This window comes from Zhihengliuella alba (genome assembly GCF_039538765.1).
GTDB classification, from domain to species: Bacteria; Actinomycetota; Actinomycetes; order Actinomycetales; family Micrococcaceae; genus Zhihengliuella; species Zhihengliuella alba.
In genome coordinates, this window is record NZ_BAABCJ010000005.1 from 317,843 (window position 1) to 341,661 (window position 23,819).

Below are 23,819 nucleotides of genomic sequence, written 5' to 3' on the forward strand. Positions count from 1 at the left end.
CCGTCGTACTGATTGAACTCTTCACCCCCGCAGGAGCGCACCCATGACCGAGCCCGGAACCCCGAGCGAGTCCGCCGTGGACGACTCGAACGGCCGCTACGCAGCCCGGGTGCTGGCGCTGTTCGCCGGCGGGGCCCTGCTGACCTGGGCGCTGCTCGCGATGATGTGGTCCGGCACCGTGAGACTGCCGATCTCCGGCACGGTCGCGCAGCTCGCGGTGAATCTGCTGGTCGCCGCCGCGGTGTTCCTCACCGTCAAGTCGCGCCGGGACCTCGCCGGGGTCGCCGTTCTGCAATTGATCATCGCGTTCGTGATCTCGCTCGTGGAGATCAATGTGGGCAGCGTCTTCACCTGGTATCTCGGGGCCGGTCTGATGGTCTGGGCCCTGAAATTGCGCGACGTGCTGGTCGCCGTGACGGCGGCTGCGGCGTTCACGGCGGTCGGGTTCGTCTACGCCTTCCCGACGCTCTTCGGCTTGATGCCGACGGTGGCTCTGGTGGCGGCACTCGTGATCACTGCGACGGCGGTGGGCCGCTGGTTGCTGGCGCGCCGCACGGCTCGGCTCGGCTGAGGGGCCGAGGGCCGAGGGTCGGCCCGGAGGCGCAGTCGGAGCTGATACCAAGGATGGGTAGGAGAGGCCTGTCATCCGCGGGCTCGAGGAGGCGATTTGAGTGGAGAACGAGAGCTTCGTAACCAACAGCGAGTTATGGCGCCGGGCTCAGGCCGAGCCGGAACCGGACTGGCGGGACCTCTACGGGCATGTGGGTCTGCGGGGAACCGCAGCCGATACCGCGGCGGAGTGTGCTCGCCTCCACAAGGCCGGGGAGCCCCTCGCTGAACTCTGGCGGTTCGGCGTCCTGCAGGCGCTGGACTCGTACCTGTCGGCGAGGCGAAGAGGCGGGCCCGTTCTGGCTCGGGGCGTTTTCGCGCAGGAGCCACCGGCCACGGGTGCCGCGGAAATCGACGCGGCCTACGCCGCTCTGGCTGAGCACCTGGCCGAACAGGATGGATGGGAACCCGCCACGTGGGTCAACGATCCACGACGGCGCGTCGAGCACTGGTACGCCAATACGCCCGTGATCTTCCGCGCCCAGGCGGATGAGCAGAGCCCGAAAGCCTTCCGAACCCGCGGCATCTTCATTACGCCAGAGGCACTCTGGCGAGCATGATCGCCGAAGCGAGCACGCGCGCAAGTTGGTTGTCAGCAATGCAGTCGAGGGTGTTCCGCCTGGTCACCCACCGCTTCTGGCAACACCTGGTCGCCGCGTAGAGGCATGATGCGCTGTGCGCATCGACTCACCATCGTCGCTGAATGGTGCGGTTCGGCTGAGCGACTGGCCGAGGACCTAGCGGGCGCGACCGCTGACCAGGTACCCGTTCCGCGTCTCGATCAGCCGCTGGAGGTAGCGCCCCAGGAACAGGCGCTCGACCATCCGGCCGAGCACGCCGAAGGGCGCCGAGAACTCGATGCGATCCACCATGAGCGTCCCCTCCCCGTCGCGGGCGAACTCGTGGACGTGCCGGAAGCGGCGGAATGGTCCCCGGACCTGCTCGTCCACGAAGTAGTCGGGGGCCTCCAGGGCGGTGATGCGGCTGGTCATGCGGATCGGGACGCCGAAGTGCCAGGCCCGCCAGGTCACCTCCTCGCCGTAGGAGATCAGCCCCGAGGTGGTCCCGCCGACCGCACGCTCCCGCGAGGAGGCCATGGAGCCGGTATGGGCGTCGATGCTGCGCGAGAGGTCGAAGAGCTCCCGTACCGGCATGCTGGTCCGGGTCCTGCACTCGAATCTCACCGTCATGACTCGAGTCTCGCAGGTCAACAGCCGTAGTGGCGGCGGGGCGTTGTTCCGCTCCGGCCGCGGGCCTGACATTCTTTCCCCATGACGTCGACCCCGGCTGATCCGCTCCGCCCCGCCGCCAGCTGGAAGCTCTTGCCCGCCGGGTTGGTCTCCGTGTCCGCCATCCTGCTGTTCGGCTTGGAGAACGACGTCGCCGGCTACGGGCTCCTCGCGGCCGGGCTGATCCTCGCGGCGCTGTTCGACCGCGCGCTGCTCCGAGATCTCTCCCTGGTCGCGGCCGGTATGGTCATCGTCAGCACGGTGCCACTCAACGCGGACCTCAGTCTGTCCCACATGGCGCTCATGGGAGGTGCGCTGGCGCTCGCCGTCGTGGTGCCGTGGGTGGTCCACCGGTTCCTCTACCGGGAGGAGGTCATCAGGTTCCCCGTGAACACCGGGCGCAAGTGGCCGCTCGCGGGGAAGCTCTACCTGCTCGGGGTCGTCGCGCTCGGCTACCTCATCCTCCCCGTGTACCTGATCAGCACGGGCGTCTACCAGAATTGGCCGGACGCCTCCGATCCCACCATCTTCTGGCGGCTGTTCCTCGGCGTGAACGCCGTGGGGATCTGGGACGAGCTGTTCTTCATCTGCACCACCTTCACGCTGCTGCGCCGGCATTTTCCCGACTGGCTGGCGAACCTCCTGCAGGCCGTGATCTTCTCCTCGTTCCTGTGGGAGATCGGGTACCAGGCGTGGGGGCCGCTCCTGACCTTCCCGTTCGCGCTGCTGCAGGGCTACACGTTCAAGCTCACCAAGTCGCTGACCTACGTGGTCTCGGTGCACCTGCTCTTCGACTTCGTCCTCTTCCTCACGCTGGTCCACGCCCACAACCGCGAATGGCTGCCGATCTTCCTGTACTGATGATGTTCTTCGTTCGGGGCCGAGACGGCGACTCTGGGCCGGCGGTAGGTTGGGAACATGATGAAACGAACTCTCGGACGCACTGGCCGCAACGTCTCTGTGATCGGCCTCGGAACCTGGCAGCTCGGCGCCGATTGGGGCGCCGTCGACGAGGAGCAGGCTCTCGCCGTGCTCGACGCCGCGCACCAGGCCGGGGTGACCTTCTTCGACACCGCCGACGTTTACGGTGACGGGCGCAGCGAGCAGCTGATCGGCCGCTGGCTGAAGGCGAACCCGGAGGCGGGCGTCACCGTCGCCACCAAGATGGGCCGCCGCGTCGAGCAGGTCCACGGCAACTACAACCTGGACGCGTTCCGCGCCTGGAACGACCGCTCGCGGGAGAACCTCGGCGTCGAGACCCTGGACCTGGTCCAGCTGCACTGCCCGCCGATCTCCGTCTACTCCGACGACGCCGTCTTCGACGCGCTGGACACGCTGGTCGACGAGGGGCGGATCGCGCACTACGGCGTCTCCGTGGAGACGGTAGAGGAGGCACTGACGGCGATCGCCCGTCCGAACGTGGCCACCGTCCAGATCATCGTCAACGCGTTCCGGCTCAAGCCGATCGAGGAGGTGCTGCCTGTCGCCGCGGAGGCCGGCGTGGGCATCATCGCCCGCGTTCCGCTGGCCAGCGGCCTCCTGACCGGGCGCTACACACTGGACACCGAGTTTGCCGCGGACGATCACCGCAACTTCAACCGGGATGGCTCCGCCTTCGACGTCGGCGAGACGTTCTCCGGCGTCGACTACGCCACCGGCGTACGTGCGGCCGGGGAGTTCACGGAGCTCGCCCGACGCGCCGCGCCGGACGCCACCGCGGCGCAGGTGGCCCTCGCGTGGCTGAGCTCGCGACCGGAGATCTCTTCGATCATCCCAGGCGCCAGGAATCCCGAGCAGGCTCGAGGCAACGCGGCCGCCGGCTCGCTGGAGCTGCCGAGCGAGTTCGATGCCCAGGTGCGGGATCTCTACGACCGCGAGCTGCGCGAGGCCATCCACCCGCGCTGGTAGGGCGACCGTCCGCGGGCGGGCCGGCGGGTGACTTGTGCTCCACAGGCCGTTCGCGGACGACGGCGGTCCCCAGCGCCCGGCTCCGCCCTTCAGCGCGATGCGCCCGAGGGCGAGGCTCGGGGCATGTTCGACGACGACTCCAGAACCCCGACTAATCAGTTCCCCGCCTACCCGCCGCGCCTCGAGCCGCTGGATTTGAGCGAGCCTCGCTTCCAGCCCCACGATCGCGAGTGCTTGGTCTGCTACCTCCAGCGGATGGCGGACTACGGCTGTGCCCGGCACCAATTCACGCGGCACTACCAGCGGATCTCCGCCCCTCGCGCCACGTCGCTCCTGGAACGGTTGCGCGGCTGGGGTGGATGCTGCTGCGAGTGCGAGATCTTCTGGAACGTCTATGTTCCGAATCCTGCGTTGGTCGATCTGGGCGAGGACGAACGGATCGTCTGGTCTCCGTCCTGTTTGAGCGTCCGGCGGGGCAGCAGCCAGCCGTGCGAGCTGTGGATTCGTCGAAGTCAGTAGCGGCTGATTCCGGACAACACCGGGGAAGTGCGAGATGGTTGCCCCATGACCGAAGACAGCGAGCCCCGACTGCCGCCCCTCTACGAGTCGCTGACGTGGCTCACCCCGCTCTCGGAGGAACGCGCTGCGCGGCTCGTGACGTTCTTGTCAGAACCGACGCCCGCGCAGGTCCTCGACATGGGGTGCGGGTGGGGTGAGCTACTACTCCGGGTCCTGGCCGAGGCACCGGGGACGCGCGGCCGAGGCGTCGACAGTGCGGTGCTGTCGATCGACCGGGCTACGCAACAGGCAGCGGCTCGTGGGCTGGCCGATAGAACCACGTTCGAGGCGATGCCCGGGCTCGATGTCGAAGTCCGACCAGCGGACGCGGTGATCTGTATCGGAGCGAGCCAGATCTGGGGACCGCCGGTTGAAGACGCCCAGCCGCTCGACTACGGCGCAGCTCTGCGGGCCCTACGTGGACTGGTGCGTCCCGGCGGCCGACTGGTCTATGGCGAGGCCATCTGGTCGACAGCACCTCATCCCGCCGCGACGGCTCCACTGGCTGGGCGTGATGACGAGTACCTCACCGTTGAAGCGCTCCTTGAAGAAGTACATGCCGCGGGGTTCGAGGTAGTGCACCAGGACCAGGCGGACCTCGGGGAATGGGACGTCTTCGAGGCCGGCTTCCGGGACAGGTTCACGCGATGGATCCAAACCCATGGTGTCGATCATCCGGCCGCGGCCGAGGTACGGCGGCGACACGAGGAACAGCGCGCTGCGTATGAGGAGGGCTATCGAGGCGTCCTCGGCATGGCCTATCTCTGCCTCTGGGGTTAGCACGTCGCGACGGTGGGCGGAACACCCCGCGGGCGCCGCCAAAGCTGGTCAGTAGGTCATCGCGATCGCGTACACCAGGAACCCCACGAAGGCCACGAACGGCAGGAGCAGCAGTGCGTGGAGCCACTTGTGCTCCACCAGCACGGCCACGAATTCGCGGAGGAACGCGCTGGGGACGTAGTAGGCGGCGGTCGGGGAGCCGACCACCTCGGCCGGGATGCCGAGCTTCCGCGCCAGGAGCGCGGCCCGGAGCACGTGGTAGTTGTTCGTGACGGCGACGGCGGGTCCCGGCCGCCCGCTCTCGGCCTGCACCTGGAGCGAGTACCGCAGATTCTCCTCCGTGGTGCGGGCGCGCTCCTCTGCGACGACGTCGCCGCGGTCCGCGCCGGCCGCCACGAGGTAGTCGGCCATGGCGGCGCCCTCCGGCCGCGGTTCGTCCGCGCCCTGCCCTCCGGACGGGACGAGCAACGGCCGGGGCTCCGTGTCCCGGTAGAGCTCGAGGGCCCGGTCCAGACGGCTCTTGAGGAGCGGCGGGGGCGTTCCGTCGATCAACCGCGAGCCAAGGACCACCACGGCCGCCGGTTCGGCCTCGACGCCCATGCGGCTGTAGGCGACGGCGTACGCCAGAAAGACCACGAACACCACGCCGAAGTAGCCGGAGAGGACGAACAGCAGGGCCGCGAGCCCGATCGCCCACGCCTGGTCCGTCATGAGGAGCGCGACGGCGATGATCGGCAGCGCGAACACCGCGACGCCGAGCAGTAGCGAGAGCAGATTCCCGAGTCGCCGACCCTCGCGGCGGAGCATCGTCAGCCCGTTGGCGATCAGGAAGCCGGCCAGGACCAGCGCGGCCAGCGGGACGAGGGCGAGGAGGATCAGCCAGACGAACCCGAAGGCCGGGACCAGGTCGGTCAGCAGCTCGGCCACCCCGCTGAACGCCAGCCAGATGCCGGCCACGAGCACCACGCCGTTGCGCAGCATGCGCCGGTCCCGGCTCCGCCAGCGGACGTACAGCACGGCGCAGACGGCGGCGAGGATCAGCGAGAACATACGGCCAGACTATCGGCGGAAGCGGTCCGCCGGACGCACCGCCGACGCGGGGACGGGCGACTTGCTCGGAGACGGCGACGGCCGCCGTCGTACTCCCTGCAGCGGGAGAACGACGGCGGCCGGCGGCAGTGCGGGCGCTGCTACTTCAGGTGGTCCACCAGCTGCGACGCGATGCCGTTGTAGTTGGCCGGGGTGAGCTCCAGCAGACGGGCCTCCGCCTCGGTGGAGAGGCCGAGGGACTGCACGAACTCCTTCATGCGCTCGGCGTCCACGCGGTGGCCGCGGGTGAGGTCCTTGAGCCGCTCGTACGGGTTCTCCATGCCCGGCACGCCGGCGATCGCCTCGGCGCGCATGACCATCTGGATGGCCTCGCCGAGCACCTCCCAGTTGTGGTCCAGATCGTCGGCGAGGACGTCCTCGGCGACGTCGAGCCGCTCGAGTCCCTTGACGACGTTGGAGATCGCCAGCAGCGAGTGGCCGAACGCGGTGCCGATGTTGCGCTGCGACGACGAGTCGGTGAGGTCGCGCTGCCAGCGGGAGGTCACGAGCGTGGCCGCGAGCGTGTCCAGGAGGCCGTTGGAGATCTCCAGGTTGGCCTCGGCGTTCTCGAACCGGATGGGGTTGACCTTGTGCGGCATGGTCGAGGAGCCGGTGGCGCCCGCGACCGGGATCTGCGCGAAGTAGCCGATGGAGATGTAGCTCCACACGTCGGTGCAGAGGTTGTGCAGGATCCGGTTGAAGCGGGCGATGTCCGCGTACAGCTCGGCCTGCCAGTCGTGCGACTCGATCTGCGTGGTCAGCGGGTTCCACGTCAGGCCGAGGCCCTCGACGAACGTCTTGGAGACGTGCTGCCAGTCGGCCGACGGGACGGAGGCGTAGTGGGCGGCGTAGGTGCCGGTGGCGCCGTTGATCTTGCCGAGGAACTCGGTGGCGGCGATGCGGTCCAGCTGGCGGGTCAGGCGCCAGGCGAGGACCGCGAGCTCCTTGCCGAGCGTGGTCGGCGTGGCGGGCTGGCCGTGGGTGCGGGAGAGCATCGGGACGTCGCGCGTCTCCTCGGCCATCCGGCCGATCTGCTCGACGAGCGACCGGGCGGCGGGAAGCCACACGTCCTCGACGGCGCCCTTGACGCCGACGGCGTAGGAGAGGTTGTTGATGTCCTCGCTGGTGCAGCCGAAGTGCACCATGGCGGTCAGGTGCGCCAGGCCCAGGGCCTCGAGACGGCGCCCGATGTAGTACTCCACGGCCTTCACATCGTGCACGGTCACGGCCTCGATCTCGGCGAGCTCGGAGACCGAGTCGCCGTCGAAGTCGGTGACGATCTTCCGCAGGCCGGCGCGCTGCTCCTCGGTCAGCGGGCCCGCGCCCGGCAGGACGGACTGGTCCGTCAGGTGGATCAGCCACTCGACCTCCACGTGGACGCGGTCGCGGTTGAGCGCCGCCTCCGAGAGGTAGTCGACGAGGGGTGCGACGGCGGGACGGTAGCGTCCGTCGAGCGCACCGAGGGCGAGGGGTTCGGATGCGAGGGAGAAGCGCGCGGAATCAGCCATGGCCCATATTCTTTCACGGCACCGTATCCGGCGCCGGATCGGGTCACTAGGATGAGCCTCGACCGGCCGACCGCAGCGACCCAGCCCGGAACAGGAGTGTCGAGAATGCCGTCCCTGAGAGAGCTCATCACCGAGGAGGCGATCGCCCTGGACGTGACGGCGACGGACTGGGAGGATGCCGTCCGCGCCGCGGGCCGGCTCCTGGAGGAGCAGGGCGTCTGCACCGGGGCCTACACGCAGTCGATGGTGGACAATGTGGCCGAGAACGGGCCCTACATCGTGGTCGCGCCCGGCTTCGCGTTCGCCCACGCGCGCCCGTCGGAGGCTGTCCTGCGGACCGGCATGTCCTGGGTCCGGCTGGCCGAGCCGATCGCGTTCGGTCACGAGAAGCACGACCCCGTGACGCTGGTCGTGGCCCTCGCCGCGCAGGACTCCAAGGCGCACACGCGGGCGATGGCCGAGCTCGCGCGGATCCTCGGCAGCCGCGAGAAGCGCGCGGCCGTCGACGCCGCCGAGTCGCCCCGGCAGATCCTCGACGTCCTCGACGGCGGCGGGACGACGCCGTCGTCCGCGTCCAAGGGGCGGGGATCCGAGGCGCGGGATTCCGAGTCGCCGGCGGCCGGGACTGGCGGAGAGGACCGCCACCTGATCCTCACAGTCTGCGGCAACGGACTGGGTACCTCGCTCTTCCTGAAGAACACGCTGGAGCAGGTCCTCGACCGGTGGGGCTGGTCGCGGCACGTGACCGTCGAGGCCACCGACACCATCTCGGCGCGCGGTCGTGCCCACGAGGCGGCCGCCATCCTGACCTCCGGCGAGATCGCCAAGATCCTCGGCGACGTCGGCCGGCCCGTCCGGGTCGTCGAGAACTTCACCAGCACCGATGAGCTCGACGCGGCCCTGCGCGAGCTCTACGACGTCTGAAAGCGAGAGCACCATGGACTGGCTCGTCTCGATCCCGCAGTTCCTCGTCAACGAGGTCCTCTCCGTTCCCGCGTTCCTCATCGGCATCATCGTCGCCATCGGCCTGGGCGCCCTGCGGAAGTCCGCGGGCCAGATCGTCGGCGGGGCGGTCAAGGCGACCCTCGGCTTCCTGCTGATCGGCGCGGGCGCCGGTCTGGTGGTGGCGTCGCTGGAGCCGCTGGGCGTGATGATCCAGGGGGCGACCGGGGCGCAGGGTGTCATCCCCACGAACGAGGCGATCGTCGGGATCGCGCAGGAGCAGTACGGCGCGCAGGTGGCGTGGCTGATGATCCTGGGGTTCGTCGTCTCCCTGGTCCTGGCCCGGTTCACGCCGTTGAACTACGTCTTCCTCACCGGGCACCACATCCTGTTCATGGCGACCCTGCTGACCATCGTGCTGGCCACCGCCGGCTACTCCGGCCCGGTGACGGTCCTCGTCGGCGGGGCGCTGCTGGGCATCCTGATGGTCTCCCTGCCGGCGTTCGCCCAGCCGTGGACGCGGCGCATCACCGGGGACGACAGCATCGCGATCGGGCACTTCGGCACCGCCGGCTATATCGCCGCCGGTGCCGTCGGGCGCGCCGTCGGCGGCCGGACGAGCCGTTCCACGGAGGACCTCAAGCTGCCCGAGGGACTGCGGTTCCTGCGCGACTCCATGGTCGCGACCGCCCTGTCCATGGTGCTGATGTATGTGGCCGTCGCGGCGATCTACTACGCCCGCGCCGGGGAGACCGCCTACGAGGCCTTCGAGGGCGGGGCCGAGAACCTCGGCGACTTCCTCATGCAGGCCCTGACGCAGGGACTGCAGTTCGGCATCGCCGTGGCCGTGATCCTCTTCGGTGTGCGCACGATCCTCGGCGAGATCGTCCCCGCCTTCCAGGGCATCGCCGCGAGGATCGTCCCCGGCGCCAAGCCGGCGCTCGACGCCCCGATCGTCTTCCCCTACGCCCAGAACGCCGTCCTGATCGGCTTCCTGTCCAGCTTCACGGGCGGTCTGATCGGCCTGGCCCTGCTGTCCGTGTGGCTCAACCCGATGCTCGGGCTCGCCCTGATCCTGCCCGGCCTGGTCCCGCACTTCTTCACCGGCGGCGCGGCCGGCGTCTACGGGAACGCCACGGGCGGTCGCCGCGGGGCCGTGGCCGGCGGCTTCGTCAACGGCCTGCTGATCACCTTCCTGCCCGCGGTGCTGCTCTCGGTCCTCGGCGACTTCGGCTCCGCCAACACCACCTTCGGCGACACCGATTTCGGCTGGTTCGGCATCCTGATCGGCTACGGCGCCCGGATCGGCTCCGTCGGAGGCCTGATCGCGATCGCCCTGCTCGGGCTGGCCGTCCTCGGGGCGGCCGTCCTGATGCAGCGGCGTGTCGTGGACCGCGGGTGGGACCCGTCGCCGCATCGGACGCGGGCTGTCGAGGGCGAGGCGCCTGCCGCGGGCAGTGGCGACGCGCCGGCCACGGGCTACGCGAAGCTCGCGCCGCCGCGGGGCGCACCGGCTCCGCCGCCTAGGTCCTAGGGGGATCTCCGGTCCCTCCGGCGTCGGCCCGCACCGCTCGGGACAGAACTCCTCCTCCACAGCCAGCGGCGCACCTTCCGGCGTCCACAGCCCCACTGAGGGACGCGCGGAGCTTCGGGCCGGATCGCTAGCGTCGTCGTCACAGGAATGCGCAGCGCCGAATGGCCGCGGGGTCGCCGCGTTCGGGTGGCGGTGCCGGGCGGCGGCGCCCGGCGGCGGGCCGCCGTCGGGCACGGTGCGGGCGCGAATCGGGGAGGAGCGGGGCATGTGGGTGGCAGCGGACGAGTGGGCTCGGATCATCGTGCAGGCTGAGGTGGCGATGGACCGCTTGGGGGAGGCCCAGCGCGCCCTGTCGCACGTGCTCGACGAGACGCAATGGAACTCGATCGCGGGACGGGCGTTCCAGGAGACGGTGCGGAACATGGCGGTCGAGGCGCAGAGCCTGTCCTGGATGATCGCCGACCAGCGCAACGACGCGGTGCCACTCCAGGCGCGTTCCGAGGAGCGCGCCCTCGAGCAGGCAGCAGAGCACGCAGTCGAGCGTGGTCGCCCTCTGGAGGCCGAGCGCATCGCGCGCATCGGCACCCGGCACGGCGCCCTGTGATGGGAGACCTGCCATGACGGACCTGATCATCCGCGGCGGGAGCCGCGGCGACAACCCGGCCGCCGTCGTCTCCTACTCGAAGCACGAACTCCAGCAGGCGCAACAGCTGCTGGGCGTCGTCGTCGGCCACCTGGACGCGGCCGCGGACGCACTCGGAGAGGCGTACCGGGCCGCGCAGGGCCTCCATGGATTCGACGCCATGATCTCCTCAGAGCTGTCCGGCCGACTGTCCGGCACGCTCACGCGACTGCGCTACCTCCAGTCGGATGTCGGGTCGCTGATCCCGCTCCTCGCGCTCGCGGAGGGCCACTACGACCAGACGGAGTGGGAGATCAACAACGACGTGGTGGTCTCCCGGGACCAGCTGGAGGGCCTGCTGGTCAGCTATGTGCTCGAATCCGCCGGCCCGTACCCGTCGGGTCGGCTCGCCCGGGACCTCGCCAACCACTGGCCGGTCTACCTGACGGCGACGCTCACGCTGCGGCTCGGGCGGACCGGGGCCACCGCCGGCCGCGGCGAGATCTTCGAGCGGATGAGCGGACTCACCCGGGACGAGGAGCACGGGGGCGTCGCCTCGCCGTCCCCGACGGAGCGATTCGCCCGGGCCCTCGATTGGGGCGCCCAGATCGGTCGGCAGACTGCGCGCGTCGAAGTCGCTGGGATCCACGAGATAGAAGGGGCGGCAGCCGGCACCGAGGGCGGTACAGCGAAGGAGACGAAGCCCGGGAGCATCCAGGCCATGCTCGCGAACCAGGATGCGGCGGACGAGAGGCGCAGCGGGCCCGGCGCCATCGCCGTCTCCAGCACGGAGACCGCTTCCGGCACCGTGCACACGGTGAGCCTGCCGGGAACGCAGACCGGGGACGGCAACGCGTCGGAGGAGAACCCATGGGGCACCGGCGGTCTGGTCGACGGACTCACCGGGGACAGCCGGCACGCGACCGCCGCCGTCCTCGAGGCACTGCAGGGCGTCGGCGCCGCTCCCGGGGACCGGGTGGTCCTGACCGGCTACAGCCAGGGCGGCATCCACGCGGCCAACATCGCCGCGAATGAACTGTTCCAGCAGCAGTACGACGTCGCCGGGGTCCTGACCTTCGGGGCGCCGGTGGGGGCGACCGATGTTCCGGACGACGCGTACGCACTGCACTTCCAGCACGCGCACGATGCCGTTCCCGGCGCCACGGGCGAGTTGACGGAGACGTCCTACAACCAACTCGTCGTCAGCTCCGTGGAGTACGCCCCCGGCCAGTCGCCGGGCGTCGACGCGGACTCGATCCTCAGCGACGCCCACGCACTGGAGAACTACAGGCACTTGGCGTTGACCGGCGCGCTCTCGGACGATCCGGATCTCCAACGCGTCTACGGCGGGCTGGCCGGCATCTACGCGGGAGCGACGTCCACGCGCAGGTACAGCGTCAGGCTGCGCCGGGACACCGGAGCCGTCGGGCCCCGGACGGCGAAGGGCGGCGGACGGGAGGAACCGGCGGGAGGCGCGGCGGGGGAGCGCTCACGGCGTCCCGCTAGTCGCGGCGGTCGGGGATGACCCAGCCGAGCAGGGCGGACACGATCGCGACGATGATCGAGCCGAGGATCGCATCCCAGAAGAACGAGTCGATCCTCAGCGTCATCGGGGTGTACTGGGTGATCCAGGCGGTCAGGGCCAGCATGCCCGCGTTGATGATGATCGCGAACAGGCCCAGGGTGAGGCAGGTGATCGGCAGTGACAGGAAGCTCAGCACGGGTTTGACCACGGCGTTCACGAGACCGAAGACGAGGCCGATCAGCACGTACGCCAGCACGACGTCGGCGGTCTCGTTGCCGGTGGCCGGGCCCCCGCTGCCCGAGGTCACCGAGATCCCGGGCAGCAGCCAGGCCGCCGCCGCCAGGGCGAGCGCATTCACCAGGACACGGACGATGAAACCGAACATGGGATCAGTCTTGCACGCCGGTCCCGCTCCCGTCCCTACCCGGCGGCCGCTACACGCCGACCGGATCCGCCGCCGCCGACCGCAGGACCGTCTCGATCCGCTCCCGGCAGCCCCCGCAGCCCGTCCCGGCACGGCAGGCCCGCCCGACCTCCTCGACCGTGGAGCAGCCGGCCTCCAGTGCGGCAGAGACCTGGCCGTGCGTCGCGCCGCTGCACCGGCACAGGACCTCGTCCGGCCCCGGCTGGGCGGCAGGAACCGAGGCCACGTCGTCGAGCCGGAAGAGGGTGGTCCGGTCTGCCGGCAGCTCGCGCCGACGCTCGTAGAGGAGGACGAGCTCCGCCGCGGTCCGCGGCAGGCCGAGGGCCACGAAGCCCGTCAGCACCCCGTTCACCGTGACCATCTTGCAGTACGCCCCGCGCTGCGGATCGGCCCACGTGGAGACGCGCGCTCCGCCGGCGTCCCACAGGCCGGGCGAGACATCGCCGGCAGAGGAGAACTCGAGGCCCCGCGCCTTGAGCAGGATGGCGCCGGGCTGCTCGGCGGGCAGGGCCCGCACGGGCTCGTGCCCGGCGGCCGCGGCCTCCAGTGGCGACGTGACCTGATGCCGGGACAGGTATGCCGCCAGCCATTCGGCCTGCGCCCACCCCTGACCGATGAGGCCGGACGGGCGCTCGCCGGCGACCGCGGCGCAGTCGCCGATCGCGAAGACGCGGTCCTCGGTGTCCGCGCGGAGCCGCTCGTCCACGTGGATGCCGTCGCCGACGGTGAGCCCGCAGCCCGCGGCCAGCTCGTCGCGGGCCCGCACCCCCACGGAGATCACCAGCAGATCGCCCGGGACCAGGGTGCCCTCGGACAGCTCCAGGGCGGCGAAGGCCTCCGCCTCCTGCCGGACCGCCACCGCGCGCGCGTCGGAGACGAGCTCCACGCCGGCGTCGCACAGCCGGCGGGCGAGGAGGCGGCCGGCGTCGTCGTCGACGTTGCGAGCGAGGGGGTGGGGGCCGTGGTGGACCAGGACCGCGTGCCCCCCGTGCTCCTGCACCAGCAGCGCGGCCTCCACGCCCAGGACGCCGCCGCCGAGGATCACCACGCGGCCGCCGTCGGCGACGACGCGCCGCAGGGCCTCGGCGTCCCGGAGGTCGCGCAGGGCCGTGACGCCCCGCGGCAGGCGCGGCTCCGCATGCGGCGCGAAGTCCAGGCCGCGCAGCGTCGGCAGGGTGGGCCGGGCGCCGGTGGCGAAGACGAGACGGTCGTACGGCACGGGGTCCCCGTCCTCGAGCAGGACCGCCCGGCGGGAGCGGTCCACCCGGCGCACGGCCACCCCGAGGCGGACGTCGACGCCGACGGCGCGCAGTGAGTCCGCGTCGGCGAGCGCGATCGACTCGGCGGTGGCCCTCCCGACCGCGACCTCGGCGACGAGGACCCGGTTGTAGGCGGCGCGCGGCTCGGCGCCGAGGACGGTCACGGCCAGGGTGCCCGCCGCGACGGCGGGCAGGAGGTCCTCGACGAGCCGCGCGGCGACGGGGCCGAACCCGACGACCACCACGCGCTCCGGCCGGTCCGCGTCCGGTGCGCCAGCGCCCAGCATGCTCATGCCTGCTCTGCAGTGATCCGGTGCGCTCATCTGGAGGCTCCTTCCGGTAGCGCGGTATCGGCCCGGCCGGGCCCGGCCGGGACGAGATCTGGCTCCGACGGCTCCTCCACCCGGGCCACGCGCACGCGCGCGTTCTTGAAGGCCGGCATGGAGCTCACCGGATCCGTCACCCCCGTGACGAGCCGGTTCACGCTGCCCAGGCCGGCGAAATGGAACGGCACGAAGACGCAGTCGGTGCGGACCGCCGTGCTCAGCTCGGCGCGGACGACGGCGGTGCCCTGCCGGTTCTCCAGCCGCACCCAGTCCCCGTCGGCGATCCCGAGCCGGGATGCCGCGGCCGGGTGCAGCTCGGCCCGCGCCTCGGGCTGCGCCGCGGCGAGAGCGGCCGTGCGCCGGGTCTGCGCACCGGACTGGTAGTGCTCCAGCAGGCGCCCGGTGAGCAGCGTCAGGTCCAGGCCATACGGACTCTCGGAACCCACTGTGCGGCCAGTGCGGCCCGTGCGGCCCGTGCGGTCCGCGGGGGCCGGGGCGACGGCCCGGCCCCGCAGGCCCGCGGCGTCGCCGGTCGGCGGGGGGCCGGGACGCACGGGCACGAGCCGGGCCCGCCCGTCCGGATGGGCGAACCGGTCCAGGAACAGGCGCGGTGTGCCGAGGGAGCCGTCGTCGTTCTGCGGCGCCCCGGCAGGGCAGGGCCAGTAGACGCCCGTGCCGCCGGCCGGTCCCGTGCCCTGCCCCCGGTTGGAGCCGGTGCCGGTGCCGGTGCCGATCCCGGCGGCTGTCCCCACGGCGGACCCCGTGGCGGAGGCTGGCACGATGCCCTCGGCGGCGTCGAGGAGCGCGTGCGAGATACCCGAGTAGTCGGCGAGTCCGCCGGCGGAGGCCGCGGCGAGCTCGTCGAAGACCTCCGACGCGACGGTCGGGTACGTGCCCGGCGCGTCGAGCCGGCGGGCGAGCTCGGCCATGATCCACAGCTCGTCGCGGGCCCCTGGCGGGCCGTCCAGGGCACGGCGGCGGCGCAGCAGCCGGCCCTCGAGGCTCGTCAGGGTGCCCTCCTCCTCGGCCCACTGGAGGACCGGCAGGACCACGTCCGCCTCGGCCGCGGTCTCCGACATGAAGAAGTCGGCCACCACCAGGAAGTCGAGGGCCCGCAGACCGGCGAGGACGCGGCCGGCGTCCGGCGCGGAGACGACCACGTTGGAGCCGTGCACCAGGAGCATGCGAGGACCGGGTCCGCCGTCGGGCAGTGTCCCGCCGAGTGCGTGGAGCAGCTGCGCCGCTGGAACGCCCGCCCCCGGGATCGCGTCGGGCTCGACGCCCCAGACGCGGGCGACGTGCGCGCGGTGCTCCTGGTCGTCGATCCTCCGGTACCCGGGCAGCTGGTCCGACTTCTGCCCGTGCTCCCGTCCGCCCTGCCCGTTGCCCTGGCCCGTCAGCGTGCCGAAGCCGCCGGCCGGCGTGCCGGGCAGCCCGAGCAGGAGCGCCAGGTTGATCGCGGCCGTGGCGGTGTCCGTCCCGTTCGCGTGCTGCTCCACCCCGCGGCCGGTCAGCACGAAGACCCTGCCCGGCTCCCGGCCCGCGGCGAGGGCAGCGCGGGCACGCCGGGCCGCGTCCGCGAGCCGGTGCGCCGCCCGGCGGATCGACTCGGCCGGCACGCCGGTGGCCTGCTCGGCCCGCCGCGGCCACCATCCGGCCAGCGTCCGGCGGAGCTGCTCCAGTCCGGTGGTCCGCGCGGCCAGGTAGTCCGTGTCCGCGAGCTGCTCGAAGAGCACCACGTGCGCCAGCCCGAGCAGCAGCTCCAGGTCCGTGCCCGGCGCGGGCTGCAGGTGCAGGCCCGCGCCGTCGTCCGTCAGCCGGGCCGTGGCCGAGGCGCGTGGATCGACGACGATCAGCCCGCCTGCGCGGCGGGCCGGCTCCAGGTGCTGCAGGAACGGCGGCATCGTGTCCGCGACGTTGGAGCCGAGCAGCAGCACCGCGTCCGCGGCCTGCAGGTCGGTCAGCGGGAACGGCAGCCCGCGGTCGAGTCCGAAGCTGCGGTTGCCGGCCGCCGCCGCCGAGGACATGCAGAAGCGCCCGTTGTAGTCGATGAGCCGTGTGCGCAGGGCCAGCCGGGCGAACTTCCCGAGCTGGTACGCCTTCTCGTTGGTCAGCCCGCCGGCGCCGAAGACCGCCACGGCGTCGGGTCCGTGCTCGGCGCGCAGGCCGCGGACCCGCGCGGCGATCAGATCCAGCACGTCGTCCCAGGGCGCCTCCTCGAAGCGCCCGTCGGGGCCCCGGAGCAGGGGAGCGGTGATGCGCTCGCCCGAGTCGAGCAGCTCGGCCGCCGAGAACCCCTTGCGGCACAGGCGCCCCGTGCTGGTCGGGAAGTCCCGGCCCTCGACCGTGGCGCCACGCGGGGTGCCGGCCGCCCCGACGGCGGCGGGCGTGATGGTCATGGCGCACTGCAGGGCGCAGTACGGGCAGTGCGACGCCGTCCCGCCGGCGCCGCCGGACGGCCCGGTCCGCGGGGTCCCCGCCACGTCAGACGCCCTGCCGGGCGAAGGCGGTGCCGGGGCGCAGGTAGCAGAACCAGGCCGTGCCCATCATGAGCAGGTAGGCCGCGACGAACCCGACGAACGCCGACGTGTAGGAGCCCGTGGAGGTCGCCGAGTGACCCAGGGCCTGCGGGATCAGGAAGCCGCCGTAGGCGCCGATCGCCGAGACCAGGCCCAGGGCCGCCGAGGCCTGACGCTCCGGCGAGACGGTCGGCGCTGCCGGGGCGCCGTCGTCCTGCCCTGCGGCCCGCTCGCCGGGGCCGCGCCTGGCGGCCGCGCGCTCCACCGACCGGAGGGCGAACACGGTGGGGATCATCTTGTAGGTGGAGCCGTTGGCGATGCCGCTGGCGGTGAACAGGAGCAGGAACAGGCCCAGGAAGAGCCAGAAGCTGCCCAGCGGCAGGGTGAGGACGACGGCGACGGTGATGGCGGCCATGACCGCGAACGCGGCCACGGTGATCCGGGCGCCGCCGCGGCGGTCTGCCAGCCGTCCGCCGTACGGGCGGGAGAGCGAGCCGACCAGCGGGCCGAGGAACGCCAGGGAGAGGGAGGCGCCCAGCACGGCGAAGGAGGAGAACTCCGGGAACGTGTCCGCGATGAGCTTCGGGAAGACGGCGGAGAACCCGATGAAGGATCCGAACGTCCCGATGTAGAGGAACGCGATGATCCACAGGTGCTTCTCCCGCAGCGCGGCGAGCGCGCCGGAGACGTCGCCCCGGGCGTGGGAGAGGTTGTGCATGTGCCGGCGGGCGCCGAGAGCGGCGAAGGCGATGAACGGGACCCAGATCCACCCGGCCAGCGGCAGGTTCAGCGCCCCGGCGGCGAAGGCGGTCACGGCGATCGGCACCAGCAGCTGCGCGACGGCGGCGCCCAGGTTCCCGCCGGCCGCGTTCAGCCCCAGCGCCCAGCCCTTCTCCCGGGCCGGGTAGAAGTAGGTGATGTTGGCCATCGAGGAGGCGAAGTTGCCGCCGCCGAAGCCGGCGCTCGCCGCCAGGGCCACGAGGACCCAGAACGGCGTGGTCGGGTCGGAGACCGCCAGGGCGAGCCCCACGGCGGGGATCAGCAGCAGCAGTGCGGAGACCACCGTCCAGTTCCGGCCCCCGAACCGGGCCACCATGAACGTGTAGGGGATGCGCAGGGTCGCCCCGACCAGCGACGGCATGGAGATGAGCAGGAAGATCTGCCCCGTGGTGAGGTCGAAGCCGGCCTCCGGCAGGAACACGGCGACGATCGACCAGAGCTGCCAGACCACGAAGCCGAGGAACTCGCAGAGGATGGACCACTTGAGGTTCGTCGCGGCCGTCCGCCGGCCCACGGTCTCCCAGAAGTGCCGGTCCTCGGCGTCCCAGTTCTCCACCCAGCGCCCCGGGCGCATCGCCAGCTCGGCGTCCGGCCGGGCCGGGCCCGCAGGCCTGATCTGGTCCGCAGCCCGTCCCGCTCCCGCCGGTCGGGCGGGGGACGGCGTGGTGGCGGCCGCCGCCGCGGCCGGGGCGTCGTGCGGCGTCGGGCCGGACTGGCCGGTGCGTTCCGTCGTGCTCATGGCTACCTCCGCGTCAGAATGATGGGCACCAGCCTGCACGGGGGACGTTTCGTCTCCGGTTTCCCTCTGTTGCATCCATTTCAAGGTGGTCTCACCGGCGTCGGCCTGACCCGTGAGCCGGCGCCGGTGCCCTTGCCGCGCAAGGGATGCAGCCCCGTGCGTGCCGGGCCGGGGCCGCCCGTGGCCGTCATCACAGGCGCTTCGGGGCGGGCGATACCCTGTCTGTATGACTGACGAGAACACCGCGGTCCACCTGGAAGTGGAGCCGCACACGCAGCAGGCTCACGCCGTGCAGCCCCGGCCGGTGCTCAGCCGCCTGCCGAAGTACGCCGCCGGCAAGCCCCCCGCGCCCATCGAGGGCCTGATCTCCTACAAGCTCTCCTCCAACGAGAACCCGCTGCCGCCCCTCCCCGCCGTGCTCGACGCAGTGCGCGGCCGGGAGGACCTGTTCCGCTACCCGGACCCGCTGTCCACGCGGCTGCGGGTCGCCCTCGGGCGGTACCTGGACGTGCCGGCGGACGACGTGGTCACCGGCGCCGGCTCGCTCGGCGCGCTGACGCAGATTCTCAACACCTTCGCCGGGCAGAACGAGGACGGCGTGCAGGACGAGGTCGTCTACGCCTGGCGCTCGTTCGAGGCGTACCCGATCGTCGTGGGCACCGCGGGTGCCCGCGCCGTGGAGGTGCCCCTCCTGGCCGACGGCCGGCACGACCTCGCCGCGATGGCCGCCGCCGTCAACGAGCGCACCACGATCGTGGTGCTGTGCACCCCGAACAACCCGACCGGCCCCGTCCTGACGACGGCCGAGGTCGAGGAGTTCGTGCAGTCGGTGCCGGCGAACGTCATGGTGGTGATCGACGAGGCCTACACCGAGTTCATCCGGGACGACGACGCCGTGAACGGGCTGGAGATGTACCGGAAGTACCCGAACGTCGTGGTGCTGCGGACGTTCTCCAAGGCGCACGGGCTCGCGAACCTGCGCGTGGGCTACTCCGTCTCCCGGCCGGAGATCACCCAGCACCTGCGCGTCATCGCGACGCCGTTCGCCGTCTCCACGGTGGCCGAGGAGGCCGCGCTGGCCTCGCTCGAGCACGTCGACGACGTCCTGGTCCGCGTCGACTCCCTGGTCGCCGAGCGCGAGCGGGTCGTCGCCGGCCTGCAGGAGCTCGGCTGGGAGATCCCCACCACGCAGGCCAACTTCGTGTGGCTGAACCTCCGCGAGCACGCCGTCGGCTTCGCCGAGTACGCCGGACGGCACGCGCTCTCGGTCCGCGCCTTCGCGGGCGAGGGCGTCCGGGTCAGCATCGGGGAGGTCGAGGCGAACACCCGGTTCCTGGAGATTTGTAGGAACTATCCAAACCCGCCCCGTCTGTCTGAGTAGGACAAATTTCCCGCGGAGCCGGGTCCGCCCAGTAGGCTGGACCCGGACTTCCGCCCCATATGCCTTCTGCGGAATGTATTCCGCAGAAGGCATATTTAGTGGGGCGGCCACTCACGTTCCGACGTCGACCCATCCCCGAAGGGACCACGCATGGCGAACACCGGTTCCCCCAGCCCGGCCGAGACCGGCGGCACCGCCGCCGAGAGCTCGCCCGCGCCCATGATCCAGCTCCTGGACCCGGAGGGTCGGCTCCGCGACGACCCCGTGTTCTCCGCGTACGCGCAGGACGTGGACGGCGAGATGCTGCGCGGCTTCTACCGGGACATCGCGCTGACGCGCCGGTTCGACGCCGAGGCCACGGCCCTCCAGCGCCAGGGCGCCCTGGCGCTCTGGGTCCCCTGCCGGGGCCAGGAGGCCGCCCAGATCGGCTCCGGCCGGGCGACCCGGCCGACGGACTACATCTTCCCGACCTACCGCGAGCACGGCGTCGCCCTGACCCGCGGCGTCGACTTCGCCGAGATGCTCCGGATCTTCCGGGGCGTCTCCAACGGCGGCTGGGATCCACGAGAGAACCGCTTCCACATGTACACGATGGTGCTGGCCGCCCAGGTCCCGCACGCCACCGGGTACGCCATGGGCGTCGCGCAGGACCAGTCCGGCTGGACCGCCGAGCAGCGAGAGCGGGACGGCGAGGCCGTCGTGGCGTACTTCGGCGACGGCGCCTCCTCCGAGGGCGACGTGCACGAGTCGATGGTCTTCGCCGCCAGCTTCAATGCCCCCGTGGTCTTCTTCTGCCAGAACAACCAGTGGGCCATCTCCGTTCCCTTCGAGGTCCAGTCCAAGGTCCCGCTCGCCGAGCGCGCGGCCGGCTACGGCTTCCCGGGGGTCCGCGTCGACGGCAACGACATCGTCGCCTGCCTGGCCGTGACCCGCTGGGCGCTCGAGCGAGCCCGCCGCGGCGAGGGCCCGGCCCTGATCGAGGCCGTCACCTACCGCATGAGCGCGCATACGACGGCGGACGATCCCACCAAGTACCGCACCTCGGACCAGGAGCAGTCCTGGGTCCACCGGGACCCGATGACCCGGCTGGAGAAGCACCTGCGGGACACCGGCCAGATCGACGACGAGTTCCTCGCCCAGGTGGATCGGGACGCCGACGCGCTGGCGGCCGACCTGAGGTCGAAGGCCTTCAGCTTCCCGGACCCGAGCCTCCAGGACTCGTTCAACAACGTCTACGCCGAGGCCCACCCGTTGATCCGCGAGGAATCGGAGTGGTTCCGCCAGTACGAGTCCGGCTTCGCCGACCACCAGACCGGAGGCAACCGATGACCACCATGACGATCGCGAAGGCCCTCAACTCCGGCCTGCGCAAGCGGCTCGAGGAGGACCCGAAGACCCTCCTCATGGGCGAGGACATCGGCCGCCTCGGGGGCGTCTACCGGATCACGGACGGCCTGCAGAAGGACTTCGGCGCGGACCGGGTGATCGACTCGCCGCTCGCGGAGTCCGGGATCGTCGGCACCTCGATCGGCCTGGCGCTGCGCGGCTACCGCCCGGTCGCTGAGATCCAGTTCGACGGGTTCGTCTTCCCCGGGTTCAACCAGATCACCACCCAGCTGGCCAAGATGCGCGCCCGCTCCGAGGGCCGCCTGACTGTCCCCGTGGTCATCCGCATCCCGTACGGCGGCGGCATCGGCTCGATTGAGCACCACTCGGAGTCGCCGGAGGCGCTCTTCGCCCACACCGCGGGCCTGCGCATCATCACCCCGTCCAACGCGCAGGACGCCTACTGGATGATCCAGCAGGCCATCGAGTGCGACGACCCGGTGATCGTGTTCGAGCCCAAGCGCCGCTACTGGCTCAAGGGCGAGGTGGACACCGAGCGGCCCACCCTGGACCCGTTCAGCGCCCAGGTGGTGCGCCCGGGCACCCAGGCCACGATCGTCGCCTACGGCCCGCTCGTCCCCGTCGCCCTGGCCGCGGCGGAGGCCGCCGAGGAGGAGGGCTACAGCGTGGAGGTGGTGGACCTGCGCTCCATCAGCCCCATCGACTTCGACACCGTGGTCGCCTCGGTGGAGAAGACCGGCCGCCTGATCGTCACCCACGAGGCCCCGACCTTCGGCGGCATCGGCGGCGAGATCGCCTCCCGCGTCGCGGAGCGGGCGTTCCTCTCCCTCGAGGCGCCGGTGCTCCGCGTGGGCGGCTTCCACATGCCCTACCCTGTGGCCAAGGTGGAGGAGGACTACCTCCCCAACATCGACAAGCTGCTCGAGGCGCTGGACCGCCTCTTCTCGTACTGACGAAGCCGTCGGCGCGGCCCCCGGGCCGACGGCCGGCGTCGTCATCCGAATCGCTCGATCGCCCCGGCGATCACCAGCCCAAGGAGTCTCGATGAGCACGTTCAACCTTCCCGATGTCGGCGAGGGCCTGACGGAGGCGGAGATCGTCTCCTGGAAGGTCGCGCCCGGAGACACCGTGGCCGTCAACCAGGTCTTCGTGGAGATCGAGACCGCCAAGTCGCTCGTGGAGCTGCCCAGCCCGTTCGCCGGGACCGTGGCCGAGCTCCACGCCGCCGAGGGGGAGACCCTGGAGGTGGGGCAGCCGCTGGTCACCATCGACGAGGCCGGCGCACAGCCCGCCGCCGACCTCGAGGACCCGGCCCCGCCCGCGCAGCGCCCGATGCCCGAGGACCCGGCCGCGCAGTCGTGGCTGGGCGAGGTCACCGAGCGCTCGCTCGACGACGAGGGGGAGGAGTACGACGCCGCCGCGGACTCCGCGTCCGCCGCGCCTTCCGCCGGAGGATCGGCCCGGGGTGGCGCGCCCGCTGCGGCCGCACCGACCGCACCGGGTGCGGCGGGAGCCGGGGCCGGGGACGACGTCGAGCAGGTCGGCCCGCTCGTCGGCTCCGGCCCGAAGGCCGACCCCGTGAAGCGCCGGACCCGCGTGAACCGGCCCCGTCCCTCGGGGAACGTGCTCGGCGGGATCGGCGAGCGGATGGACGCCGCACGCGCGGCCGTCTCCCGCGTGGCGGCCCCGCGCACCCAGCGCGGCACCGCCGGCGGCGGAGCGCAACCGGCCCCGGCGGCCCGTCCCTCGGGTGCGGCCGCAGCGGCGGGAGGCGCCGGCGTCGTCCCCGCGGGTACGGAGCGCCGCGCCGGCCTGCTGGGCCGCGTCCTGGCCAAGCCGCCGGTGCGGAAGATCGCCAAGGAGCTCGGCATCGACCTGTCCAAGGTCCCGGCCTCCGGCGGCCACGGCGAGATCACGCGCGAGGACCTGATGTCCTACCAGGCGCAGCGCGAGGCCGAGCAGGCGGCCGCGCCCGCGTTCTGGAGCGCCAAGCCGGGGATGGACGACAGGATCGAGCGCCAGCCGGTCAAGGGCGTGCGCAAGGCGACGGCGAACGCGATGGTGAAGTCGGCCTTCAGCGCCCCGCACGTCTCGATCTTCGTGGACGTCGACGCCACGCGGACCATGGAGTTCGTCCAGCGGCTCAAGCAGAGCAAGGACTTCGAGGGCATCAAGGTCTCGCCGCTGGTGATCCTGGCGAAGGCCGTCATCTGGGCGGCGGCGCGCAACCCGAACGTCAACGCCTCGTGGGTGGAGACGGAGAAGGGCGCGGAGATCCACGTCAAGCACTACATGAACCTCGGCATCGCCGCCGCCACCCCGCGCGGCCTGCTGGTCCCGAACATCAAGGACGCGCAGGACCTGAGCCTGAAGGAGCTCGCGGTGGCCCTGAACGGCCTCGCGACCACCGCCCGCGCGGGCAAGACGGCGCCGGCGGACATGCAGGGCGGCACCATGACGGTCACCAACATCGGCGCGCTCGGCATCGACACCGGCACGCCGATCATCAACCCGGGCGAGGTCGCGATCGTCGCGTTCGGCACCGTCCGGCAGAAGCCCTGGGTGGTCTCCGGCGAGATCATCCCGCGCTGGATCACCACCCTCGGCGGGTCCTTCGACCACCGCGTGGTGGACGGGGACCTCTCGGCCCGGTTCATGGCGGACGTCGCCGCGATCATGGAGGAGCCGGCGCTCCTGCTGGACTGATCCTCCGCGCTGCGGCGTCGGGGTTGCGCCGGTA

At 71.7% G+C, this 23,819-nt stretch carries 21 protein-coding genes; 14 read left to right on the plus strand and 7 right to left on the minus strand.

Going from position 1 to position 23,819, the window contains the following annotated elements; all coding sequences use genetic code 11:
• Positions 1-43 precede the first annotated feature (43 nt).
• Positions 44-571 (plus strand): hypothetical protein, encoded by a 528-nt coding sequence (locus ABD784_RS11025; RefSeq protein WP_344884335.1) that lies wholly within the window; start codon positions 44-46, stop codon positions 569-571.
• Between the two features lie 100 nt (positions 572-671).
• Complete coding sequence (locus ABD784_RS11030; RefSeq protein WP_344884338.1) at positions 672-1,169, plus strand: hypothetical protein; 498 nt, start codon at positions 672-674, stop codon at positions 1,167-1,169.
• 177 nt (positions 1,170-1,346) lie between these two features.
• Here the strand turns inward: ABD784_RS11030 and ABD784_RS11035 are convergent, their stop codons facing one another.
• Positions 1,347-1,799: an SRPBCC family protein gene (locus tag ABD784_RS11035; protein WP_425582968.1), complete on the minus strand. Its 453-nt coding sequence runs from the start codon at positions 1,797-1,799 to the stop codon at positions 1,347-1,349.
• Positions 1,800-1,880: 81 nt separating this feature from the next.
• Here ABD784_RS11035 and ABD784_RS11040 point away from each other — a divergent pair, with 81 nt between their 5' ends.
• The 4 genes from ABD784_RS11040 (at position 1,881) to ABD784_RS11055 (ending at position 5,084) form a co-directional block, all read left to right on the plus strand.
• Positions 1,881-2,699 (plus strand): CPBP family intramembrane glutamic endopeptidase, encoded by an 819-nt coding sequence (locus ABD784_RS11040; RefSeq protein WP_344884341.1) that lies wholly within the window; start codon positions 1,881-1,883, stop codon positions 2,697-2,699.
• Between the two features lie 57 nt (positions 2,700-2,756).
• Complete coding sequence (locus ABD784_RS11045; RefSeq protein ID WP_344884344.1) at positions 2,757-3,746, plus strand: aldo/keto reductase; 990 nt, start codon at positions 2,757-2,759, stop codon at positions 3,744-3,746.
• A 123-nt stretch (positions 3,747-3,869) separates the two neighbouring features.
• Positions 3,870-4,265, plus strand: a complete 396-nt coding sequence (locus ABD784_RS11050; RefSeq protein ID WP_344884347.1) for a DUF2695 domain-containing protein — start codon at positions 3,870-3,872, stop codon at positions 4,263-4,265.
• Positions 4,266-4,310: 45 nt separating this feature from the next.
• Positions 4,311-5,084 (plus strand): SAM-dependent methyltransferase, encoded by a 774-nt coding sequence (locus ABD784_RS11055; protein ID WP_344884350.1) that lies wholly within the window; start codon positions 4,311-4,313, stop codon positions 5,082-5,084.
• Between the two features lie 48 nt (positions 5,085-5,132).
• Here ABD784_RS11055 and ABD784_RS11060 read toward each other — a convergent pair whose 3' ends face one another.
• Both ABD784_RS11060 and purB read right to left on the minus strand, forming a co-directional pair.
• Entirely contained in the window at positions 5,133-6,134 is a 1,002-nt protein-coding gene (locus ABD784_RS11060; RefSeq protein WP_344884353.1) for a YdcF family protein, read from the minus strand.
• A 140-nt stretch (positions 6,135-6,274) separates the two neighbouring features.
• Complete coding sequence (gene purB, locus ABD784_RS11065) at positions 6,275-7,681, minus strand: adenylosuccinate lyase (protein WP_344884356.1); 1,407 nt, start codon at positions 7,679-7,681, stop codon at positions 6,275-6,277.
• 105 nt (positions 7,682-7,786) lie between these two features.
• Here purB and ABD784_RS11070 point away from each other — a divergent pair, with 105 nt between their 5' ends.
• From ABD784_RS11070 to ABD784_RS11085, 4 genes are all read left to right on the plus strand, one after another.
• The gene (locus ABD784_RS11070) at positions 7,787-8,605 is read left to right on the plus strand and encodes a PTS sugar transporter subunit IIA (protein WP_344884359.1); all 819 of its coding nucleotides are present in this window, start codon (positions 7,787-7,789) and stop codon (positions 8,603-8,605) included.
• Positions 8,606-8,618: 13 nt separating this feature from the next.
• On the plus strand, positions 8,619-10,157 hold the full coding sequence (locus tag ABD784_RS11075) for a PTS ascorbate transporter subunit IIC (protein ID WP_344884362.1): 1,539 nt from the start codon (positions 8,619-8,621) through the stop codon (positions 10,155-10,157).
• A 265-nt stretch (positions 10,158-10,422) separates the two neighbouring features.
• Complete coding sequence (locus ABD784_RS11080; protein ID WP_344884365.1) at positions 10,423-10,761, plus strand: hypothetical protein; 339 nt, start codon at positions 10,423-10,425, stop codon at positions 10,759-10,761.
• Positions 10,762-10,774: 13 nt separating this feature from the next.
• Positions 10,775-12,304 carry an alpha/beta hydrolase family protein gene (locus tag ABD784_RS11085; protein ID WP_344884367.1) on the plus strand — a complete coding sequence of 510 codons (1,530 nt, stop codon included), beginning with the start codon at positions 10,775-10,777 and terminating at the stop codon, positions 12,302-12,304.
• On the opposite strand, the gene ABD784_RS11090 is transcribed toward ABD784_RS11085, so the two are convergent.
• The 4 genes from ABD784_RS11090 to ABD784_RS11105 are packed head-to-tail and all read right to left on the minus strand — an operon-like array spanning position 12,282 to position 18,186.
• The gene (locus tag ABD784_RS11090; protein WP_344884370.1) at positions 12,282-12,689 is read right to left on the minus strand and encodes a phage holin family protein; all 408 of its coding nucleotides are present in this window, start codon (positions 12,687-12,689) and stop codon (positions 12,282-12,284) included. The two genes, ABD784_RS11085 and ABD784_RS11090, sit on opposite strands and share 23 nt — an antisense overlap.
• Positions 12,690-12,738: 49 nt before the next feature.
• Positions 12,739-14,274 (minus strand): FAD-dependent oxidoreductase, encoded by a 1,536-nt coding sequence (locus ABD784_RS11095; protein WP_344884650.1) that lies wholly within the window; start codon positions 14,272-14,274, stop codon positions 12,739-12,741.
• Between the two features lie 32 nt (positions 14,275-14,306).
• Positions 14,307-16,796 (minus strand): molybdopterin oxidoreductase family protein, encoded by a 2,490-nt coding sequence (locus tag ABD784_RS11100; protein WP_344884373.1) that lies wholly within the window; start codon positions 16,794-16,796, stop codon positions 14,307-14,309.
• Position 16,797: 1 nt separating this feature from the next.
• Entirely contained in the window at positions 16,798-18,186 is a 1,389-nt protein-coding gene (locus ABD784_RS11105) for an MFS transporter (RefSeq protein WP_344884653.1), read from the minus strand.
• Positions 18,187-18,577: 391 nt separating this feature from the next.
• Between ABD784_RS11105 and ABD784_RS11110 the strand changes: the two genes are divergently transcribed.
• From ABD784_RS11110 to ABD784_RS11125, 4 genes are all read left to right on the plus strand, one after another.
• Entirely contained in the window at positions 18,578-19,732 is a 1,155-nt protein-coding gene (locus ABD784_RS11110; protein ID WP_344884376.1) for a histidinol-phosphate transaminase, read from the plus strand.
• Between the two features lie 150 nt (positions 19,733-19,882).
• On the plus strand, positions 19,883-21,061 hold the full coding sequence (pdhA, locus tag ABD784_RS11115; protein ID WP_425582969.1) for a pyruvate dehydrogenase (acetyl-transferring) E1 component subunit alpha: 1,179 nt from the start codon (positions 19,883-19,885) through the stop codon (positions 21,059-21,061).
• Positions 21,058-22,032: an alpha-ketoacid dehydrogenase subunit beta gene (locus tag ABD784_RS11120; protein ID WP_344884379.1), complete on the plus strand. Its 975-nt coding sequence runs from the start codon at positions 21,058-21,060 to the stop codon at positions 22,030-22,032. Before pdhA ends, ABD784_RS11120 begins: the two co-directional genes overlap by 4 nt.
• A 91-nt stretch (positions 22,033-22,123) precedes the next feature.
• Complete coding sequence (locus ABD784_RS11125; protein WP_344884382.1) at positions 22,124-23,785, plus strand: dihydrolipoamide acetyltransferase family protein; 1,662 nt, start codon at positions 22,124-22,126, stop codon at positions 23,783-23,785.
• The last annotated feature ends 34 nt before the right edge of the window (positions 23,786-23,819 follow it).

Coding starts and splice junctions, on each gene's coding strand:
- ABD784_RS11080 (WP_344884365.1), top strand. CDS start 10,423: ATGTGGGTGGCAGCGGACGAGTGGGCTCGGATCATCGTGCAGGCTGAG.
- ABD784_RS11025 (WP_344884335.1), top strand. CDS start 44: ATGACCGAGCCCGGAACCCCGAGCGAGTCCGCCGTGGACGACTCGAAC.
- ABD784_RS11090 (WP_344884370.1), bottom strand. CDS start 12,689: ATGTTCGGTTTCATCGTCCGTGTCCTGGTGAATGCGCTCGCCCTGGCG.
- ABD784_RS11085 (WP_344884367.1), top strand. CDS start 10,775: ATGACGGACCTGATCATCCGCGGCGGGAGCCGCGGCGACAACCCGGCC.
- purB (WP_344884356.1), bottom strand. CDS start 7,681: ATGGCTGATTCCGCGCGCTTCTCCCTCGCATCCGAACCCCTCGCCCTC.
- pdhA (WP_425582969.1), top strand. CDS start 19,883: ATGGCGAACACCGGTTCCCCCAGCCCGGCCGAGACCGGCGGCACCGCC.
- ABD784_RS11095 (WP_344884650.1), bottom strand. CDS start 14,274: ATGCTGGGCGCTGGCGCACCGGACGCGGACCGGCCGGAGCGCGTGGTG.
- ABD784_RS11125 (WP_344884382.1), top strand. CDS start 22,124: ATGAGCACGTTCAACCTTCCCGATGTCGGCGAGGGCCTGACGGAGGCG.
- ABD784_RS11060 (WP_344884353.1), bottom strand. CDS start 6,134: ATGTTCTCGCTGATCCTCGCCGCCGTCTGCGCCGTGCTGTACGTCCGC.
- ABD784_RS11050 (WP_344884347.1), top strand. CDS start 3,870: ATGTTCGACGACGACTCCAGAACCCCGACTAATCAGTTCCCCGCCTAC.
- ABD784_RS11045 (WP_344884344.1), top strand. CDS start 2,757: ATGATGAAACGAACTCTCGGACGCACTGGCCGCAACGTCTCTGTGATC.
- ABD784_RS11040 (WP_344884341.1), top strand. CDS start 1,881: ATGACGTCGACCCCGGCTGATCCGCTCCGCCCCGCCGCCAGCTGGAAG.
- ABD784_RS11055 (WP_344884350.1), top strand. CDS start 4,311: ATGACCGAAGACAGCGAGCCCCGACTGCCGCCCCTCTACGAGTCGCTG.
- ABD784_RS11110 (WP_344884376.1), top strand. CDS start 18,578: ATGACTGACGAGAACACCGCGGTCCACCTGGAAGTGGAGCCGCACACG.
- ABD784_RS11070 (WP_344884359.1), top strand. CDS start 7,787: ATGCCGTCCCTGAGAGAGCTCATCACCGAGGAGGCGATCGCCCTGGAC.
- ABD784_RS11120 (WP_344884379.1), top strand. CDS start 21,058: ATGACCACCATGACGATCGCGAAGGCCCTCAACTCCGGCCTGCGCAAG.
- ABD784_RS11035 (WP_425582968.1), bottom strand. CDS start 1,799: ATGACGGTGAGATTCGAGTGCAGGACCCGGACCAGCATGCCGGTACGG.
- ABD784_RS11075 (WP_344884362.1), top strand. CDS start 8,619: ATGGACTGGCTCGTCTCGATCCCGCAGTTCCTCGTCAACGAGGTCCTC.
- ABD784_RS11105 (WP_344884653.1), bottom strand. CDS start 18,186: ATGCGCCCGGGGCGCTGGGTGGAGAACTGGGACGCCGAGGACCGGCAC.